Origin of the sequence: Proteus mirabilis ATCC 29906 (genome assembly GCF_000160755.1) — a bacterium.
Taxonomy (GTDB): Bacteria; Pseudomonadota; Gammaproteobacteria; order Enterobacterales; family Enterobacteriaceae; genus Proteus; species Proteus mirabilis.
Genome location: NZ_GG668579.1, coordinates 72,932 through 90,606, shown reverse-complemented (window position 1 = coordinate 90,606; position 17,675 = coordinate 72,932). Strand labels below are relative to the sequence as shown.

At 40.9% G+C, this 17,675-nt stretch carries 12 protein-coding genes and 1 riboswitch; of the genes, 3 read left to right on the top strand and 9 right to left on the bottom strand.

Features of this window, described 5'->3' with window-relative positions:
• Nucleotides 1-17: 17 nt before the first annotated feature.
• Nucleotides 18-2,384, bottom strand: a complete 2,367-nt coding sequence (gene lptD / locus HMPREF0693_RS11390) for an LPS assembly protein LptD (RefSeq protein WP_004245537.1) — start codon at nucleotides 2,382-2,384, stop codon at nucleotides 18-20.
• Between the two features lie 425 nt (nucleotides 2,385-2,809).
• Here lptD and djlA point away from each other — a divergent pair, with 425 nt between their 5' ends.
• Nucleotides 2,810-3,610 (top strand): co-chaperone DjlA, encoded by an 801-nt coding sequence (djlA, locus tag HMPREF0693_RS11385; RefSeq protein WP_004245533.1) that lies wholly within the window; start codon nucleotides 2,810-2,812, stop codon nucleotides 3,608-3,610.
• Nucleotides 3,611-3,854: 244 nt separating this feature from the next.
• Here the strand turns inward: djlA and rluA are convergent, their stop codons facing one another.
• The 8 genes from rluA to thiB all read right to left on the bottom strand — a co-directional run bounded on the left by rluA (nucleotide 3,855) and on the right by thiB (nucleotide 14,565).
• The gene (rluA, locus tag HMPREF0693_RS11380) at nucleotides 3,855-4,508 is read right to left on the bottom strand and encodes a bifunctional tRNA pseudouridine(32) synthase/23S rRNA pseudouridine(746) synthase RluA (protein ID WP_004245532.1); all 654 of its coding nucleotides are present in this window, start codon (nucleotides 4,506-4,508) and stop codon (nucleotides 3,855-3,857) included.
• Nucleotides 4,509-4,566: 58 nt separating this feature from the next.
• Entirely contained in the window at nucleotides 4,567-7,470 is a 2,904-nt protein-coding gene (gene rapA, locus HMPREF0693_RS11375) for an RNA polymerase-associated protein RapA (RefSeq protein ID WP_004245531.1), read from the bottom strand.
• A gap of 191 nt (nucleotides 7,471-7,661) precedes the next feature.
• Nucleotides 7,662-10,016 carry a DNA polymerase II gene (locus HMPREF0693_RS11370; RefSeq protein ID WP_004245530.1) on the bottom strand — a complete coding sequence of 785 codons (2,355 nt, stop codon included), beginning with the start codon at nucleotides 10,014-10,016 and terminating at the stop codon, nucleotides 7,662-7,664.
• Between the two features lie 115 nt (nucleotides 10,017-10,131).
• The gene (locus HMPREF0693_RS11365; RefSeq protein WP_004245529.1) at nucleotides 10,132-10,698 is read right to left on the bottom strand and encodes a PIN domain-containing protein; all 567 of its coding nucleotides are present in this window, start codon (nucleotides 10,696-10,698) and stop codon (nucleotides 10,132-10,134) included.
• Nucleotides 10,698-11,150: a helix-turn-helix domain-containing protein gene (locus HMPREF0693_RS11360; RefSeq protein WP_004245528.1), complete on the bottom strand. Its 453-nt coding sequence runs from the start codon at nucleotides 11,148-11,150 to the stop codon at nucleotides 10,698-10,700. Before HMPREF0693_RS11360 ends, HMPREF0693_RS11365 begins: the two co-directional genes overlap by 1 nt.
• A gap of 127 nt (nucleotides 11,151-11,277) precedes the next feature.
• The gene (gene thiQ, locus HMPREF0693_RS11355) at nucleotides 11,278-11,979 is read right to left on the bottom strand and encodes a thiamine ABC transporter ATP-binding protein ThiQ (protein WP_004245527.1); all 702 of its coding nucleotides are present in this window, start codon (nucleotides 11,977-11,979) and stop codon (nucleotides 11,278-11,280) included.
• Nucleotides 11,972-13,552 carry a thiamine/thiamine pyrophosphate ABC transporter permease ThiP gene (gene thiP, locus HMPREF0693_RS11350; protein ID WP_004245526.1) on the bottom strand — a complete coding sequence of 527 codons (1,581 nt, stop codon included), beginning with the start codon at nucleotides 13,550-13,552 and terminating at the stop codon, nucleotides 11,972-11,974. Before thiP ends, thiQ begins: the two co-directional genes overlap by 8 nt.
• The gene (thiB, locus tag HMPREF0693_RS11345) at nucleotides 13,552-14,565 is read right to left on the bottom strand and encodes a thiamine ABC transporter substrate binding subunit (RefSeq protein ID WP_004245525.1); all 1,014 of its coding nucleotides are present in this window, start codon (nucleotides 14,563-14,565) and stop codon (nucleotides 13,552-13,554) included. The genes thiP and thiB overlap by 1 nt, the downstream gene beginning before the upstream one ends.
• 64 nt (nucleotides 14,566-14,629) lie before the next feature.
• A riboswitch (TPP riboswitch) is annotated at nucleotides 14,630-14,721 on the bottom strand.
• Nucleotides 14,722-14,833: 112 nt separating this feature from the next.
• On the opposite strand from thiB, the gene rppH reads away from it, so the two are divergent.
• Complete coding sequence (rppH, locus tag HMPREF0693_RS11340) at nucleotides 14,834-15,364, top strand: RNA pyrophosphohydrolase (RefSeq protein WP_004245524.1); 531 nt, start codon at nucleotides 14,834-14,836, stop codon at nucleotides 15,362-15,364.
• Nucleotides 15,365-15,372: 8 nt separating this feature from the next.
• Complete coding sequence (gene ptsP / locus HMPREF0693_RS11335; protein WP_004245523.1) at nucleotides 15,373-17,619, top strand: phosphoenolpyruvate--protein phosphotransferase; 2,247 nt, start codon at nucleotides 15,373-15,375, stop codon at nucleotides 17,617-17,619.
• The last annotated feature ends 56 nt before the right edge of the window (nucleotides 17,620-17,675 follow it).

The following is a 17,675-nucleotide window of genomic DNA, read 5'->3' as shown; positions in this document are numbered from 1 at the left end:
TTTGTCGTTTGGGTTAATCAAAACGCTCTTTGATAAGGTAAGATACCGCGCTCAAGCATTTTTTGACTACCTAAACTATGATTGTTACTTAGGCCTCTGAGTTCCAAATTGATTGACCATTTGTTGTCAATATCGCTGTGGTCTTCTTTCCAGCCAACAATTTTACGTTCATAACCAACGTTTACCGCCCAGCAACAGGTGTTATATTGTAAGCCAACCATTTGGCTTACTGGCTCTGAATCTTTGGTATCAAAGTAATAAGCGCCGACCAGTCCCCAACGTTCTGCTAAAGGCCAACTGCCGACAACACCAATTTGAGAAATGCCTTTTTGGTATTCTGGTAGTTGATTGACCCCGCCATCATAAGGGCGAACCCGTGTTGCTTGAATATAATCACGGTCTACATAACGATAGCTCAATTGTAAGAGATGGTCGCTATCACGGCGATACTCCATAATCGCATCACCCATAGAGACACTGCCTAAACGACGGTCATATTGTAAACCACCACGCATACCTAAAGTATCAGTAATGCGCCAATATGCATCGCCTGCCCATACCATAGATCCGGTTTCATCTTTGCTATTGATAATTTCATTCGATGAACCTGTTTTAGGACGCTCAAAGAAATAGATTTGACCAACAGAAATATTAAAACGTTCAACCAGTTCACTGTCATAAAAACGTGAAGTAACACCCGCCGTTAATTGGTTTGCAGAAGCAATGCGATCTAGACCACCGTACATTCTGTCACGGAAAAGTCCGCTATAGTTGGATTGTAATAGCGCTGAGTCAAAGTTATTGATATTAGACTGATCTTTATACGGTACATACAGATATTGTACTCGTGGCTCTAACGTTTGCGTAATATCGTTAGTGTCATATTGGCGCTCAAATACCACTTTCATATCTGACTTAAATTGTGGTAGTACGCGGTTGACGCTATCATCAAGTTTTTGATGTGGATACTTCTTCTTATAAGCATCAGGAATATCTTGATCATAATGAGTCGCCATCAATTTAAACTCATTATTAAAGCTTGCCCAGCCAGTGGAGGCAGGTAAGGAAATGGTTGGCTCTATATGATAACGGTTCGCTTCAGGGGTGTTTTCTCCGACACTGGTAAAGCGGACAAATTGTGCATAAGTACGAAAATCAAATGGGCCAATATCATTTTTATAATAATTAAGATCAAGCTGCGGCTCAGCACGATAAGCCCTTGCATCTTTATTATCTGAGAAAATTTGGAACTGTTTAGTGGTTAATGTGGCATTCCAATTTTGCTGAGCATAACCAGTACTGAATTTTTGCGTCGCATAACCATCAGTGGTATTACCATATTGCGAAGTAAAGTCGGTGAAATATTTGTTATCACTGACTTTTGTGTAGTCAACATTAAAGCGCCACACATTGTTCATCACCCCACTGTGACCCCAATAGAATAACCAGCGTGTAGCAGAATCACGCGCCAGATAACCCGCTTTTTCGTCTGCTTTATCTTTATTGTATTGACTGTCGTGGTTGATCCAATCAACCGCAATAGTACCGCGACCCGGTTTTGTTAAATAACGAAATTCATTATCGAGCTTTAAACCACGGCGACTAATATAATTCGTGGTAATAGTCGCATCATAATTAGGGGCAATATTCCAATAGTAAGGCAGTTGGAAGTCAAACCCAGAACTACGAGAATAGTTACCATTAGGAATTAAGAAACCAGAGCGACGTTTATCGCCAATCGGTAATTGCAGATAAGGACTATAGAAAACTGGGACGTTAGCAACACGAAAACGCGCATTCCAAATTTCTGCTACTTGCTCTTCACGATCTAAGATAACCTCAGAGCCGACAACACTCCAACTATCGTCGCCGGGTAGACAAGAGGTAAACATCCCTTTATCCATAATGGTATAGCGGTTTTCGCCACGCATTTGCATTTTATTCGCGTAGCCACGGCCTTGTCGGCCCACCATTTGGTATTTACCTTCTTCGATATCAGTATCTTTATTATTTAGATTAGACCAAGCACGTGGGCCTTTTAAGATGATTTGTGGATCATCATAAGAGACATTACCTGTCGCGGTGACCATTCTTAATGGTGTTTCACCTTCTGTTTGGGTCAACTCAACATTATCTGCGCTTAATGTTTGATTTCCCTGTTTAATGTCCACATTGCCTCTATATTGGATCATGCGTGGGTATTCCCCTTGCATATCCTTAGCCGTAATGGTGACAGGTAATGAGTTAGGATCGCCTTCGACTAATGGCTTATTATAAACAGGGACTCCCAGTAAACATTGAGAGGCAAGATCAGCATATGCAGGCTGAGCATAAATTGTGGCCCAAACTAAGGTGGCCAGCAGTGTGGGATAACTTTTTTTCATGAGTATTTATGTGCTTCCGTCATCAGTGGCTTCTACTGCTAAATAGCGAGAAACTAACGCAGGGAGTTATGCAACACTAGCCCAACGTCCTGAACATTGTTCTAACGGTAACCGAAAAAAGAGCAGTTCCCTTTTTTCGATGTTTCTATGTTGAAATCGGTTTATAGCTTTATTAGAAACAAAAAAACACCGCGCTTGTGCGGTATTTCGTGCTGCATAACAACGCTAAAGTTATTCGTTTGGTCACTTATTTTACTTTAACACAATTTAAACGAAAACAGCATTATCTCTGTGCAAGCAGCTAGCGAAAACCTCATCATTTTAAGAAAAAGTTTATTTGAGCTTGCTTGATGTTAGGTGTGAAAGCAAATGAATAGTATGATAATGCAAAATTGTGAGCAGGGCATTGAAGATTTGAGGAGTCTATGCGCTATTGGGGAAAATTATTAGGCCTTATCATCGGTAGTTTTGCCGGGATCGGCTTTTGGGGCATTGTGATTGGGGTTTTTCTAGGACACCTTTATGACGTACAAAGAAGTAAATTAAGCTATGGTGGGCGCTATAATCGTGATAGACAAGCCTATTTCTTTGCTGCCACATTCCAAGTCTTAGGGCATTTAACCAAATCCAAAGGACGAGTGACACAAACCGATATCACATTAGCCAGTACGTTAATGGATAGAATGAATTTACATGGGGCAGCACGTCAAGCAGCACAACAGGCGTTTCGAGAAGGTAAAGAGGTTGATTTCCCACTTAGAGCCACCTTACAACGTGTTCGCCAAATTTGTGCTGGTCGCCGTGATTTACTGCAGATGTTTCTGGAAATTCAATTACAAGCCGCATTTGCTGATGGGCAGTTACATCCTAACGAACGTAAAATGCTGTTTATTATTATTGATGAGCTCGGATTTTCTCGCGCCCGTTTTGAACATATATTAGCCATGATGCAGGCGGGGCAAAGTTTTCATTATCAACAAGGGCAAAATTATCAGCCACAAACTCAAGGCCCAACGCTTTCTGACGCCTATAAAGTGTTAGGTATTAAAGAGGGTGATGATGTTAAAACAATAAAAAGAGCTTATCGAAAATTAATGGGAGAACATCATCCTGATAAATTGGTTGCAAAAGGTTTACCACCGGAGATGATGGAAATTGCAAAACAAAAAGCACAAGCTATCCAAGTTGCTTACGATTTGATTAAAAAAGAAAAAGGATTTCGTTAACATCTTGTAAATAAAGATGAGAAAAGAGAGAATTAATCCGTGATGAAGATAACTCAGTCTTAGTTGAGATTATTATTTGTCACGGTAAAATATAAGTGAAATTTAATTATTTCACTCTCATTCTCTTATAAAAGGAACTATATCAATGTCAAACGTCCGTGTTCTTGTTGGGGTAATAGGATTAGCGCTCTGTCTGCTCCTTGCTTCACTAAGTTCGGTGACCGTTTTAGTGTCGTAAGACAGGTTAAAAATCTGCCAGGCATTCAAAATGTATCGGTGAATGAAAGGCCGGATGCGTAATAAATAATTCCTGAGCATGTAACTGCAGGCGAGGTGCGAGTGCTCTTGCCTGCGGATGAGCATAAAAACGATCCCCTAAAATAGGATGACCTAATGCTAGCATATGAACCCGTAGCTGATGGGAGCGTCCGGTTATTGGTGATAGTTTTACCCGCGTTGCATTTTCTTCATATTCCAACACTTCATAAAAAGTTTGTGCAGACTTTCCTGTTTCATAACATACTTTTTGCTTAGGTCGATTAGGCCAATCGCAGATCAACGGCAGATCTACTAACCCTTGTGGTTTTTCAAGCTTTCCCCAGACACGGGCAATATAGGTTTTTTTCGGCTCTCGTTCACGAAATTGGCGTTTTAATTCACGCTCGGCGGCTTTATTAAGCGCAACAACCATCACACCACTCGTGGCCATATCAAGGCGATGAACAGATTCCGCATCAGGAAAATCGGCTTTTATACGCGACATAATGCTGTCGTGATGTTCTAGCGCTTTGCCGGGTACAGATAGCAATCCACTGGGTTTATTAACAACAATAATATGCTCATCTTGATATAAAACGTGTAACCAAGGATCAGTGGGGGGGTTATAAACTTCCATCATAGTGGATATCTCAGCAAAATAACGGGGGAGATAAAGCTTTCCCCCGTTTTAACAGTGATTATTGGTGGGTAACAACAATTAAACGGATCGCATCTAAGCGCCATGTCGCTTCATCTAAGTGGTTAAGAATATGCGTACGCTCATTTTCAATTGCTTCAACTTCGTCATCACGTATATTTGGGTTAACGGCACGTAATGCCTCTAAGCGTGATAACTCATGTGTTAATGCGTTGTCTGCTTCTTGCTTCGCTTGTTCAATTAGCGTTTTCGCTTCCGCTTCCATTAAGGATTCTGATGCTTTTAGTACATGATGAACTTCATTTTGTACCGCATTGACCAATTTGCTGGATGTGTGGCGATTCACCGCATTTAATTGGCGGTTAAAACTTTCAAATTCAACTTGTGATGCAAGATTATTACCTTTTAAATCAAGTAATAAGCGTACTGGAGTTGCCGGTAAGAAGCGAGTTAAATGAAGGTGTTTAGGGGCTTGCGCTTCTACGACATAAATCAGTTCAACTAATAGCGTACCTACAGGTAATGCTTTGTTTTTCAATAAAGAAACCGCACAACTACCTGTATCACCAGATAAGACTAAATCTAAACCATTACGGATAATAGGATGTTCCCAACTGATAAATTGCGTATCTTCACGAGAGAGTGCATGCTCTCTATCAAAGGTAATTGTGCAACCATCTTGTGGTAATCCTGGGAAGTCAGGAACTAACATATGATCTGATGGCGTTAATACAATTAAGCTATCATTACGATCTTCTTGGTTAATGCCCACAATATCAAATAAGTTTAAGGCGAAGTTAACCAAATCGGGATCGTTATCTTGCTCTGCAATCTTATTCGCTAACTCAACGCCAACTTCACCGCCGTTAGAGTGCATTTCTAATAGACGGTCACGACCTTGTTCTAGTTTGAGTTTCATCTCATCATGTTGCTTACGACAAGAAACGATAAACTTATCAAAATCACCTAGTTCATTAGGTTGAGCAAGATAATTGACTAGCGCATCATATTCGTTGTCATAAATTGTACGACCCGTCGGGCAGGTATGTTCAAATGCATCTAACCCTTCGTGATACCAACGTAATAGAACAGATTGAGCGGTTCCTTCAAGATAAGGCACACTGATATCAATGTCGCGGTTTTGACCGATACGATCAAGACGACCAATACGTTGTTCTAATAAATCAGGATTAAAGGGGAGATCAAACATCACTAGTTGATTAGCAAATTGGAAGTTACGCCCTTCTGAACCGATTTCAGAACATAGTAACACTTGTGCACCTTCCTCTTCTGAGGCGAAATAAGCGGCTGCACGATCTCGTTCAAGTAAAGACATCCCTTCATGGAATACTGCGGCACGAATACCTTCACGTTCACGTAAAACTTGTTCTAATTGCAATGCTGTGGCGGCTTGAGCACAAATGACTAATACTTTTTCATGACGATTGGCGGTTAAAAAGCCTAGTAGCCATTCAACGCGTGGATCAAAGTTCCACCATGTGGCATTTTCACCTTCAAACTCTTGGTAGATACGTTCAGGATAGAGCATCTCTTTTGCTCGTACTTCGAGGCTCTTTTTCGCTGCCATAATCTCAGCCACCTTAATGGCGGTTTGATACTGAGTTGGTAGTGGCATTTTTATTGCGTGCAACAGTCGGTTAGGGAAGCCTTTGACGCTGGAGCGAGTATTGCGAAATAACAGACGACCCGTACCGTGTCTATCCATCAACATATGAATAAGCGCTTGGCGAGATTTTGTACGCTCTTCACCTTGGGTATTAGAGGCTTTTAGCAACGGCTCTATATCTTGCTCGCTGATCATCTCACTGATGCTATTTTGCTGTTCGTTATTTAAATCATCTTCTGAAAGCAAAATGGTTACCGCATCGGCCACGGGGCGATATTTTTGTTGTTCATTAATAAATTCGTTGTAATCGTGGAAACGATTAGGATCGAGCAAACGTAAGCGGGCAAAATGGCTTTCTTGACCAAGTTGCTCCGGTGTTGCGGTTAATAACAATACAGAAGGGATCGCTTCAGCCAGCGTTTCGATAACTTGGTATTCTCGGCTTGGTGCCTTTTCACTCCATACCAGATGGTGGGCTTCATCGACAACTAACATATCCCAAGTCGCTTCAACAAGGTGTTCAAAGCGTTGTTTGTTTTTACGCACAAAGTCTAATGAGCAAATGATCATCTGCTCTGTTTCGAAAGGATTATCGCTATCTAATAAAGATTCGCTATAACGGCTATCATCAAACAGTGAAAAACGTAGGTTGAAACGACGTAACATCTCAACTAACCACTGATGTTGTAAGCTTTCAGGAACGATAATTAAAACACGCTCAGCGCGTCCATCCATGATTTGCTGGTGGATTATCATACCCGCTTCGATAGTTTTACCCAGCCCAACTTCATCCGCTAATAAAACGCGTGGATTATGACGTTTACCCACTTCATTAGCAATATAGAGCTGATGAGGAATAAGACTTGCGCGAATACCACGTAGACCACTTTGTGCTTGCTTAAACTGTTCGCTCATAAATTTACGCGCACGATAGCGTAAAGCAAAACGATCCATACGGTCTATTTGACCAGCAAAAAGACGATCTTGTGGCTTATTAAAAGTGAGTTTGTTATCTAAGAATACTTCACGCAGTTGTGCTGGCTCTTCGGTATCTAAACGTACGCCGTGATAAATAAGTAAGCCATTATCTTCCACAACGTTGTCGATGGCGAGCTTCCAGCCTTCATGACTGGTGACAGTATCCCCCACATTAAACATCACCCGCGTTATTGGGGCATCATGGCGGGAATAAAGACGATTTTCGCCACATGCAGGAAAAAGTAAGGTCACCATACGGGCATCAATTGCCACAACAGTACCTAGTCCAAGTTCGCTTTCTGTATCGCTAATCCAACGTTGACCAAGAGTAAAAGGCATATATATAAACTCAGCTCTCAAATATATAATTTATAAAATCATTATTAATGAATGCAGTATTGCGGTGTTGTCATCCAATCTACGGGATAAAAAATAGTATCTTTCTCAAGATGAGAAAAAAGGTGATTATCACCAAAGGGGCGTTATGTTAATAGATGCAAAGCAAGCCGTCACCTGCAAAATAACACATCTTAAAAAGAGAGCGTCATTTGCCCATTTAACAAGGTAGAAAAATCATCTTGTAGAAATGGCAAAATAGCATCTGCTATCGGCATTAATTGCTTATTAATGTAGTGTTCATAGTCAGGTGTCGAAGTGATATGCTCTAACGGCTCTGGCCCCAAGTGAGTAATTATATAACTAATCCAACCGCCTTGCTGATATTGTTGCGGCCTATTTTGTAACTGATTATAGTCATCCGCTAATCGAGCTGCTTTGACGTGAGGGGGGATATGGTGCTGGTAGTCTGATAATTTTCGTCGTAATCTTTTTCGATAAACCAGCCTATCATCATATTTTCCTAATAGCGTATCAGCAACATAATCACGAATAAACTGTTGATAAGGTTGCTGATTAAAGATGCGTGTATAAAGCTCTTTTTGAAACGCTTGCGCCAGTGGTGTCCAGTCTGTTCTGACTGTTTCCAATCCTTTAAACACCATTTTATTATGACTTAGTCCTGCATAACGTTTTTTACTTCCGGTTTCCATACCTCGAATAGTGGGCATCAAGAATCGGCGATAATGGGTTTCGTACTCAAGCTCTAATTGGCTATCAAGCTGGTAAGTTTCAGTCAGATAGCTTTTCCACCATTGATTAACATCTTGCGCTAATTGACGACCGATCTGCTCTGCTTGTACTTCGTTATGAGCGGCTTTAAGCCAAACAAAAGTAGAATCAGTATCACCATAAATCACTTGATAGCCTTTTGACTCAATTAATTCACGGGTCTTTTTCATTATTTCATGACCACGTAAAGTAATTGATGAAGCCAATCGAGGATCAAAAAAACGACAGCCTACCGAGCCTAATACACCATAAAAAGCATTCATAATAATTTTCAATGCTTGAGAGAGCGGGGCGTTGTTATGACGTTTAGCATTATCTCGTTCATGCCAGATTTGTGAAACAATGGTGGGTAAACAGTGTTTTTCTCGTGAAAACCACGCTTGACGAAAACCGGGAACGGCATGTGTGCTATCAGGGTGATGCATACCTTCAATCATACCCACCGGATCGATTAAAAAGGTACGAATAATAGAGGGATATAGGCTTTTATAGTCCAGTACCACCACTGAGTCATAGAGACCCGGTGTTGAGTCCATGACAAAACCACCAGGGCTATGCTCTTCGGGTTTTTCACCCTGATTGGGGGCAACATAACCAAGACGATGAATTGAGGGTAAATAGAGGTGAGTAAATGCTGCGACAGAGCCACCACTTCTATCTGCTGCCAGTCCTGTTACACTGGCTCTTTCTAATAAGAATTCCATTAAGTGTGTGGTATCAAAGATACGATTAACCAAGACACAATCTTGCCAGTTATAATACGCTAAGGCGGGCTTATCTTCTTTAAAACGGCGATTGATTTCGTCCATTCTGGCATAAGGTGTATCAATCGCTTTCCCTTCCCCTAACAGTGTTTGAGCAACTGACTCTAGGCTAAAAGAGGGAAAATTCCATGTCGCCATTTTTAAAGCATCAATACCATCAATAATTAAACGCCCTTGTGCTGAGGCAAAAAAGTGCCCCGCTTTAAAGCCATGTTCACGCCACTCTAATGGGGTATTTTGTCGTCCTAATAATAAATTGATCCCGTAACGCTGAGCATGGGTATGCAAGATACGCAAATCAAATTGAATAAGATTCCAACCAATAATCGCATCAGGATCGTACTCTTGTATCCAAGCATTTAGTTTTTCAAGGAGTTGTAATCGACTACTTACATAGCACAGACGATAGCCTTCAGGTTGTTGGCTTTCTTGAACTTCTGGGAGGGTGTCACTAAGCATAAAAACAACGTTATCACCGCAACCGGCTAATCCAATAGAATAAAGCTCACCAAACTCACTGGTTTCAATATCTAAAGAGACGGTACGTAATGTAGGACGATAATCACTGGCAGGTTTTAGCGTGACAGTATGACTATTTTGATAACGAAACCATACAGGCGCGGTGATAAAACGCTCCATCATATAGCGTTCATGTGGGCGGATATCGGCTTCATATAGGCGAATATTATACTGTTTTAATTGCTGTTCAAGCTGGGTAAGTTGGCGGTATTGTTTACAATAAACCCCCAAAACAGGTTGTCTTTCAAAGTCTTTTAACGCCAGAGGACGAATATCAATATCGCGATTATGACCAACCACTGAGCGTAATATATTTTCATTTTGTTGGGTAACAAAACCAATAGCATACTGCTTTGCAACCGTGACTTTACGCGGTCCATTTTCTGTCGCCAACCAATAGGAGACAGCGATACCTTGTGGGGTATCACTCCAATGGCGGGTAAGAATAAAGCCTTGCTCTGTGTGAATTGTCATAATTTCCTAATAAGCGAGATATTGAAGCTTGAAAAAGAGATCGTTAACTATTAATTATAATATTAATCATAGCCTTGTTATGATAGGAAATGGGATATTACACGGGTTGATGTACTTATAATAATATCTGGAATGCCCGTAAATGGGAAATAAACTGGGGTAATTTCTGCTTTTGTAAACAGCCTAAAAAGGTCTCTACGGTCATTGGTGGATCCTTTAGGCTTTGTCTATGTTGTTGCGCCGCTTTAATACAGCTACTAGGATTTAATTCAAACATGTCACTCAAAAATTCATCAGGATGGATAGCTGAAATATCAAAAGAATTAAGGTATTTTTGCGGAAAATCTTTTAAGTTAAATGTAATTATAGCTTGAGCCTGCCCTTTTATTGCTGCTAGCACATGACGATCATTAGGATCAGGTAGCTTTAAACCACAAATAAGCGGTTCGTAGCCTTCTACTAAACAATCAGGAACATGTGCATTCATTAAATCTCTGGTTCGTATTAGTCGCTCAGCTGTTAATGTTGGATTGTTGACTAATAAATTAGTGATCCATTCATCATGGATCTGATTACTCCAACGTGCTCTAAATAAACCAGTATTAGCAAGATACATTAAATAACTTCTAAGAGGGGCTGGATACATGACACAGGCATCAAGCAAAACAGTATAGTTTGTCATTAATACCCCATATCCATTTCTTGATCTAATTGCGATAATTCAGCAAGGGCATCAAGTCGTTTTTGCTCCAATTCATTTTTATAAGCAACAATATCAGCATAAGCAACTTTCCTACGATTTCCTTTTCTAGAGTAGGGTATCGCTCGTGTATCTAATAATTTTACAAATGTAGGACGGGACATATTGAGTATATCAGCCGCTTCCTGTGTCGTTAGCTCAGCATGGATTGGTGTGATACTAACAGTATTCCCTTGCCCTAGTTGAGTAAGAATTTCAATCATTAGGCGTAATGCACTATTTGGTATTTGTACAATATGATTATTACCCGTCTTATCTATAATGGATAGCTTCTGCGTTTTGCCATTAATATCCATAACAGCGGATAGCTCTTGGCTACTTAATTTTGCTAATGCAATATCTTCAGCACTAAGTCTCTCACTTATCGTATTCATTAGTATTTCCCCCTTTTTAATAACTAGATTATCTGAAATATTCGAAAAATAGTCAAGTATTCGAAATATTCGAAAGAGGCTTGTAGGGGGGAATAAGCTTCTTTCGATATCGCTATATTTCAATAGATTAATTAAAAGGTATCCCTAACAGCAGTGATTGATCCACTTCGCCTTTGATTAATGACGCTGTATTTCCATCATAGACAATGGTGCCATTATCAATAACAAGCGCTCTTGGTGCGATTTTATGAGCATCTTCTAAGCTGTGAGACACCATGAGTAAAGTGAGATTTTTTTCATCACAAATTTGTTCTAATAATGTCAGCATTTCGATACGTAATGCGGGATCAAGGGCGGAAAAAGGTTCGTCTAACAATAAAATAGGCTGTTCACGTACCAGACAACGGGCAATTGCCACTCGTTGACGTTGACCTCCTGATAGCTGTGAAGGTAAACGCTCTAGATAATCACTTAAAGAAACCTGTTTGGCTCGACTTTCTAATAGTGCTTTCTGTGCCACAGTGAGCTTTAGCCCTGGATCTAGCCCTAAACCAATATTTTGTCTTACCGTGAGATGAGGAAAAAGATTGTTATCTTGAAATAACATCGAGATAGGGCGTTGGGCAGGGGCTGTTTTGGTATGATCTTTCCCTTTTAAAAATAACGAGCCTGACTCTGAGGGCAGAAAACCCGCTATTAAGCTGAGTAATGAGCTTTTACCTGCACCACTGGGACCTAAAATAGCAATACGCTCCCCCGCTTTTACCGTTAAATTAAAGGTCAGATGTTGGTGCTCATAGGTATAAGAAAGCTGCTCTAACTTAATCATAGGATTTTCCTGAAACGCGTTCGATAAGGCTAAAAAGCGTGAAACATAACAGCAAAAGGAGCATCGCGGTGACAGCGCCATCTTGTGTGTGATAAGCACCGATTTGCTGATAGAGGTAAAAAGGTAATGTTCTAAAAGTTTCATTTCCAAATAAGGCAACAATACCAAAATCACCAATGGAAATGACACAAGCAAAAGCCAGTGCTTGTGATAGTGGCTTTTTCAAAGCGCGTAGCTCTATCCAACGTAGACGATTAATACCTCGCAAATTAAGGGAAGCACATAATAGATTATAGCGGGCTGCAATATCATTCATTGGGTTTTCAAGTACTTTTAAAGCATATGGAATAGCCATAAGCGCATTAGTGAGGATCACTAAAAGATAGGGGGATTCAGGTAATCCGGTTGTGCTGTTTAATAATAGAAAAAAGCCCGTCGCTAATACAATGCCCGGCATAGCCAGAATAATGAGTCCACTCATTTCCAGCGCTTGTCCGGCCTTTTTAAAATGGCGTAAGCGTAATTCTCGACTACTCCAGAGCAACATCATCGTTAAAATAACACAAAGTCCCCCAGCGCCAAGTGCAATAATTAATGATGTTGTAAAGGCTTGCCAAAGTACCGGCTGTTGTAGAACACCTAATAATTGACTGTTTAAGCCATCACTTATCACCGCTAATAACGGAGGAAGTAAAAAGAGCATAGCAAGTACGATAATTAAACTATCCGTTATTTTATTGATTAATGAGTCGCTAGGATCACGCCAGCTTAGTTTTTGATGACTACCGACAAAGAGTGTTCCCTTTAATTTTTGGCTAACAAGTACTAATCCTAAGCAGCAAAATAGCTGAATTAATGCTAATAGCGCTGCACGATGTAAATCGTAGTCATAACTTAATGCTTGATAAATTGCCAATTCAACAGTTGTTGCCGCAGGCCCACCTCCCAGCGCTAATACAGTCGCGAAACTTGCAAAGCAGAGCATAAAAATCAGTGATGCAGTAGGCAGGATTTGTCGCCATAAATAGGGCCACTCGAGAAAACGAAAACGTTGCCAGCCATTCATTCCCAATTGTGATGCTAATTGGCGTTGCTCGGTAGAAATACTTTCCAAGGCTTGTAACAACATTCTGGTAGCCAGTGGCATATTGAAAAAAATATGTGCGAGTAAAATGCCTTGTAAACCATAAGGTGTAAAATGGTAATCAATTCCTAACCATTGGCATATTTGAGCCAGCCACCCCATGCGACCATACACAGTTAAAATGCCAAATAGCGCCACTAACACCGGTAGAACTAAACTCATTGCACATAAGCGTAAAAAGAGCGTTCTGCCAACAAATTGGCGTCGATAGAGCGCTTTTGCTAACCAAATTGCCGGTAAAATGGAAAATAGCGCGGATAAAAATGCTTGCCAAAAAGTAAAGCGCACCACATGCCATAGGTAACTATCAGCAAAAATAGTCGATAAATCACCACTTGGCGCGTTAAACCATAAAGCACCGAAGGAGAGAAGGGCGACGGTAAGTAATAATCCCGAGGCGCATAGCCCCGGGATAAGCCATTTACCCATTAGCGGCTAACCGCAGATTGCCAATTACGTGTCCATGTTTGGCGCTCTTTGGCTACCACATCAGCATCAAATTGTAATGACTTTTGCGGTTTAGGCATAACGGAGTAGACCTCAGGTAGTGGCATATCAATAACAGGATACATCCAATTAGTGGTTGGGATGGTTTCTTGGAAAGCGGGGGTTAGCATAAATTGCATAAATTGCTGAGCTAATTCTGGCTGTTTGCTGGATTTTAGCTTGGCTGCAACTTCTACCTGTAAATAGTGTCCTTCATCAAAAATAGCTGCCGCATAATTGTCCTTTTTATCTGCCAAAATATGGTAGCCCGGAGATGAGGTGTAACTAAGCACAAAATCCCCTTCTCCTTTCAAGAATAAGCCATAGGACTCACTCCAGCCTTTGGTTACTGTCAGTGTTTTATTCGCCAATTTTTGCCACTGCTCAGCGGTATTGTTTGGATACAGTGATTGCATCCATAACATTAAGCCTAAGCCGGGGGTACTGGTACGTGGATCTTGATAAAGGATTTTCCACGGCTGTTGGCTATTTAACAGCTCATCCATGCTTTTAGGGGGATGAGTAATACGATTTTTATCGTAAATAAAAGCGAAATAACCGTAGTCATAAGGCACAAAAGTGTCATCAGTCCATTTTTCAGGTAATGCTAGTTTTGATGTATCAATATTGCTTGGTGCAAAAAGTCCGGTCTGTTTTGCCGCATGAATAAGATTGTTATCTAGCCCTAAAATAATATCTGCCTTACTTTTACTCCCTTCCATACGTAAACGATTAAGGAGAGAAACCCCATCCGAAAGGGCAACCAGTTTTAGCTCACAATCACATTGTTGTTCAAATGCTTTTTTAATTGCCGGACCAGGCCCCCAATCCGCGGTAAAAGAGTCATAGGTATAGACGGTAAGTGTGGGTTTGGTTTGTTGTGCATTTGTGGCAAAAGCACTGAACAAACCTAGTGCACTGAATAAGAGAGTTGAACGAAGAGAATTTATTAACACGCTATTTTCCTCAGTAAAAAGTCAAGTAGGATCTGAGGAGTGAGGAGGCAAATGAGTTATTATTGCGCCATCCTGACTCAAATCCCTACGCCAGTATTAGCTGGATCAGGTTCCACGAGTTTTTCTCAGCTTAAAAAAGCACCCCGTTGAGACATTCCCATTGTAGATAAATACTCACGTTGTGCAAAGTCTGTTGATAGTGGTTTACCGTTTGTGGGTAGTATGAAACAATGAGTTATCTTTCAAGTTTGGTTATTGAGGTAGTCTGGTGATCGATGATGATGGCTACCGCCCGAATGTGGGGATTGTAATTTGTAATCGGCAAGGGCAAGTGCTTTGGGCCCGTCGCTATGGACAACATTCATGGCAATTTCCTCAAGGGGGAATTAATCCTGGAGAATCACCAGAACAAGCCATGTATCGTGAGTTGTTCGAAGAAGTTGGATTAAGTCGTAAGGATGTTAAAATCCTTGCCTCCACGCGTAACTGGTTACGTTACAAGTTACCTAAGCGTTTGGTGCGTTGGGACACAAAACCTGTTTGTATTGGACAAAAACAGCGTTGGTTCCTTTTGCAGTTAACAAGTAACGACAAGGACATTAATGTTCAGCAGAGCAAAACGCCAGAGTTTGATGGTTGGCGTTGGGTTAGCTATTGGTATCCTGTTCGTCAAGTCGTCTCTTTTAAACGAGATGTATATCGTCGCGTGATGAAAGAGTTCGCACCAGTAGTTATGCCATTACAAGAACAAGTGTCTATGTCTCGTCCTTCCTATGGATATCGCCGTAAAAGGTATTAGATAACACTATGCTGACACGTTTGCGGGAAATTGTAGAAAAAGTGGCTATGGCAGCGAGTCTGCCAGAAGCACTTGAACTATTAGTGAAAGAAACGTGTCAAGCTATGCACACGGATGTGTGTTCTATTTATCTTGCCGATATTCCCCATCGCTGTTTCTATTTAATGGCCACAAAAGGATTGAAAAAGCCGAAAGGACGTGCCGTCAGCCTCTCATTTGATGAGGGGGTGGTGGGTGAAGTAGGACGTCTTTCTGAGCTGATTAATCTGGCTGATATTCGTGAACATCCTAATTTTACCTATCTGCCACAAGTAAAAGAGGATGATCTGCGCGCTTTTCTCGGCGTGCCCATTGTCTATCGTCGTCAGTTACTTGGGGTGCTGGTGGTTCAGCAAAAAGAGCGACGCTTATTTAATGAAAGCGAAGAGTCTTTTATGGTGACACTAGCCACCCAATTAGGGGCGATATTGTCGCAAGTGCAAACGAAAGGATTATTTGGACAATATCGTCAAAGCCGTATTAAAGCCCTATCCGTTTCTACGGGGGTAGTGATGGCATATGGTTGGCAAGAGATGTCTCAGCCAACCTTAGATCATGTTTTTAAAGCCAGCGCACTGGATATAAAAAGTGAATTAAACCGATTAACGGTCGCCTTAGAAGATGCAACATCAGAGTGTCGCCGTTTTAGTAAGCGCTTTATGGCGAATTTACAAAAAGAGAGTGCGGCTATTTTCGATCTCTATTCGCATTTACTTAACGATCCCCAATTAAGACAAAAAATGACTGGGGTTATACAACAAGGCTATGTTGCTGAGTGGGCAGTAAAAGTGGTGATAGAGAAGTTTTCTGCACAGTTCTCAAGTCTTAAAGATAGTTATATGCGAGAACGAGCTTCAGATTTAAAAGCATTAGGTCAGCGCTTACTATTTCATTTAGATGATGATCTCAGTACGACAAATACATGGCCAGATCGCTTTATTCTTGTGGCGGATGAGCTTAGTGCCAATCTATTGGCTGAGTTGCCAGAACAACAACTGGCAGGGGTGATAGTTCGTGATGGTGCGACTCATTCACACTCAGCGATTTTAGTTCGAGCAATGGGGATCCCTGCCATTATGGGGGCAGATATTCAACCGGAGCTACTTCACAACCGAATGCTGATTCTTGATGGTTATCGTGGTGAGATTTTTATTGAACCAGAACCCTTTATCATGCAGGAATATCGGCAAATTATTGATGAAGAAAGAGTATTGAGTCAACTTGCTGAAGAGCAGCTTGAACAGCAAGCGGTATTAAAAAATGGTGAATCCATCAGTGTGCAATTAAATGCAGGGCTAAGCATTAAATATGAACAACGTATTAGCGTTGGCATAGATGGTGTCGGTCTTTATCGCACAGAAATCCCTTTTATGTTACAAAGCGGTTTTCCTTCCGAAGATGAACAAAAAAACCGTTATCGTGAAATCTTATCATTTTTTCCCAATAAACCCGTCGTACTACGTGCTTTAGATATAGGTGCAGATAAACAGCTTCCTTATATGCCGATAAATGAGGAGAACCCTTGTTTAGGGTGGCGGGGGATCAGAATATTACTTGATCAGCCAGAAATATTTCTGATCCAACTACGAGCGATGTTAAAAGCTAATCTTGAATTTAAAAATTTGAAAATATTGTTGCCGATGGTGACAAGTATTGATGAAATTGAAGAAGCGAAAGCATTGTTACTAAGAGCATGTGCTGAAGTTAGCCGAGAAATGAAATGCGAATGCATTCTACCACCTGTGGGGATCATGCTTGAAGTCCCCTCATTGGTCTTTATGTTACCGCAATTAGCACATCGAGTAGATTTTATCTCGATTGGTACCAATGATTTAACGCAATATTTACTTGCAGTCGATCGTAATAATACCCATGTAGCACTGCTCTATGATAATTTGCATCCTGCATTACTGCGTTCGCTTAATATTATTGCTTTAGAATGCCAACGTTATCAGTTACCAGTCAGTGTTTGTGGTGAAATGGCGGGTACGCCGATGGGGGCATTGCTACTAATAGGGCTAGGTTTTCGTCAGTTAAGCATGAGTGGCCGTAGTTTACCTAGGGTAAAATACTTATTGCGCCATCTAGATCCTGCTATCTTACAGCCTTTTATGCAACAGGTGTTGAAAGCTGAAACGGCAATAGAGATAAAAAAATTGTCTGCTGATTTTATGGAAAGACAAGGATTAGGTGGATTAATTCGCGGAGGTATCTGATAGGCCTTCGTATAAACTTTTTGTCTAAGGGGTTATCCATATCGACCCATAGATAG

Excerpts from the sequence above, each read along its gene's own strand:
- lptD (WP_004245537.1), bottom strand. The coding sequence starts at position 2,384 with ATGAAAAAAAGTTATCCCACACTGCTGGCCACCTTAGTTTGGGCCACA.
- djlA (WP_004245533.1), top strand. The coding sequence starts at position 2,810 with ATGCGCTATTGGGGAAAATTATTAGGCCTTATCATCGGTAGTTTTGCC.
- rluA (WP_004245532.1), bottom strand. The coding sequence starts at position 4,508 with ATGATGGAAGTTTATAACCCCCCCACTGATCCTTGGTTACACGTTTTA.
- rapA (WP_004245531.1), bottom strand. The coding sequence starts at position 7,470 with ATGCCTTTTACTCTTGGTCAACGTTGGATTAGCGATACAGAAAGCGAA.
- HMPREF0693_RS11370 (WP_004245530.1), bottom strand. The coding sequence starts at position 10,016 with ATGACAATTCACACAGAGCAAGGCTTTATTCTTACCCGCCATTGGAGT.
- HMPREF0693_RS11365 (WP_004245529.1), bottom strand. The coding sequence starts at position 10,698 with ATGACAAACTATACTGTTTTGCTTGATGCCTGTGTCATGTATCCAGCC.
- HMPREF0693_RS11360 (WP_004245528.1), bottom strand. The coding sequence starts at position 11,150 with ATGAATACGATAAGTGAGAGACTTAGTGCTGAAGATATTGCATTAGCA.
- thiQ (WP_004245527.1), bottom strand. The coding sequence starts at position 11,979 with ATGATTAAGTTAGAGCAGCTTTCTTATACCTATGAGCACCAACATCTG.
- thiP (WP_004245526.1), bottom strand. The coding sequence starts at position 13,552 with ATGGGTAAATGGCTTATCCCGGGGCTATGCGCCTCGGGATTATTACTT.
- ptsP (WP_004245523.1), top strand. The coding sequence starts at position 15,373 with ATGCTGACACGTTTGCGGGAAATTGTAGAAAAAGTGGCTATGGCAGCG.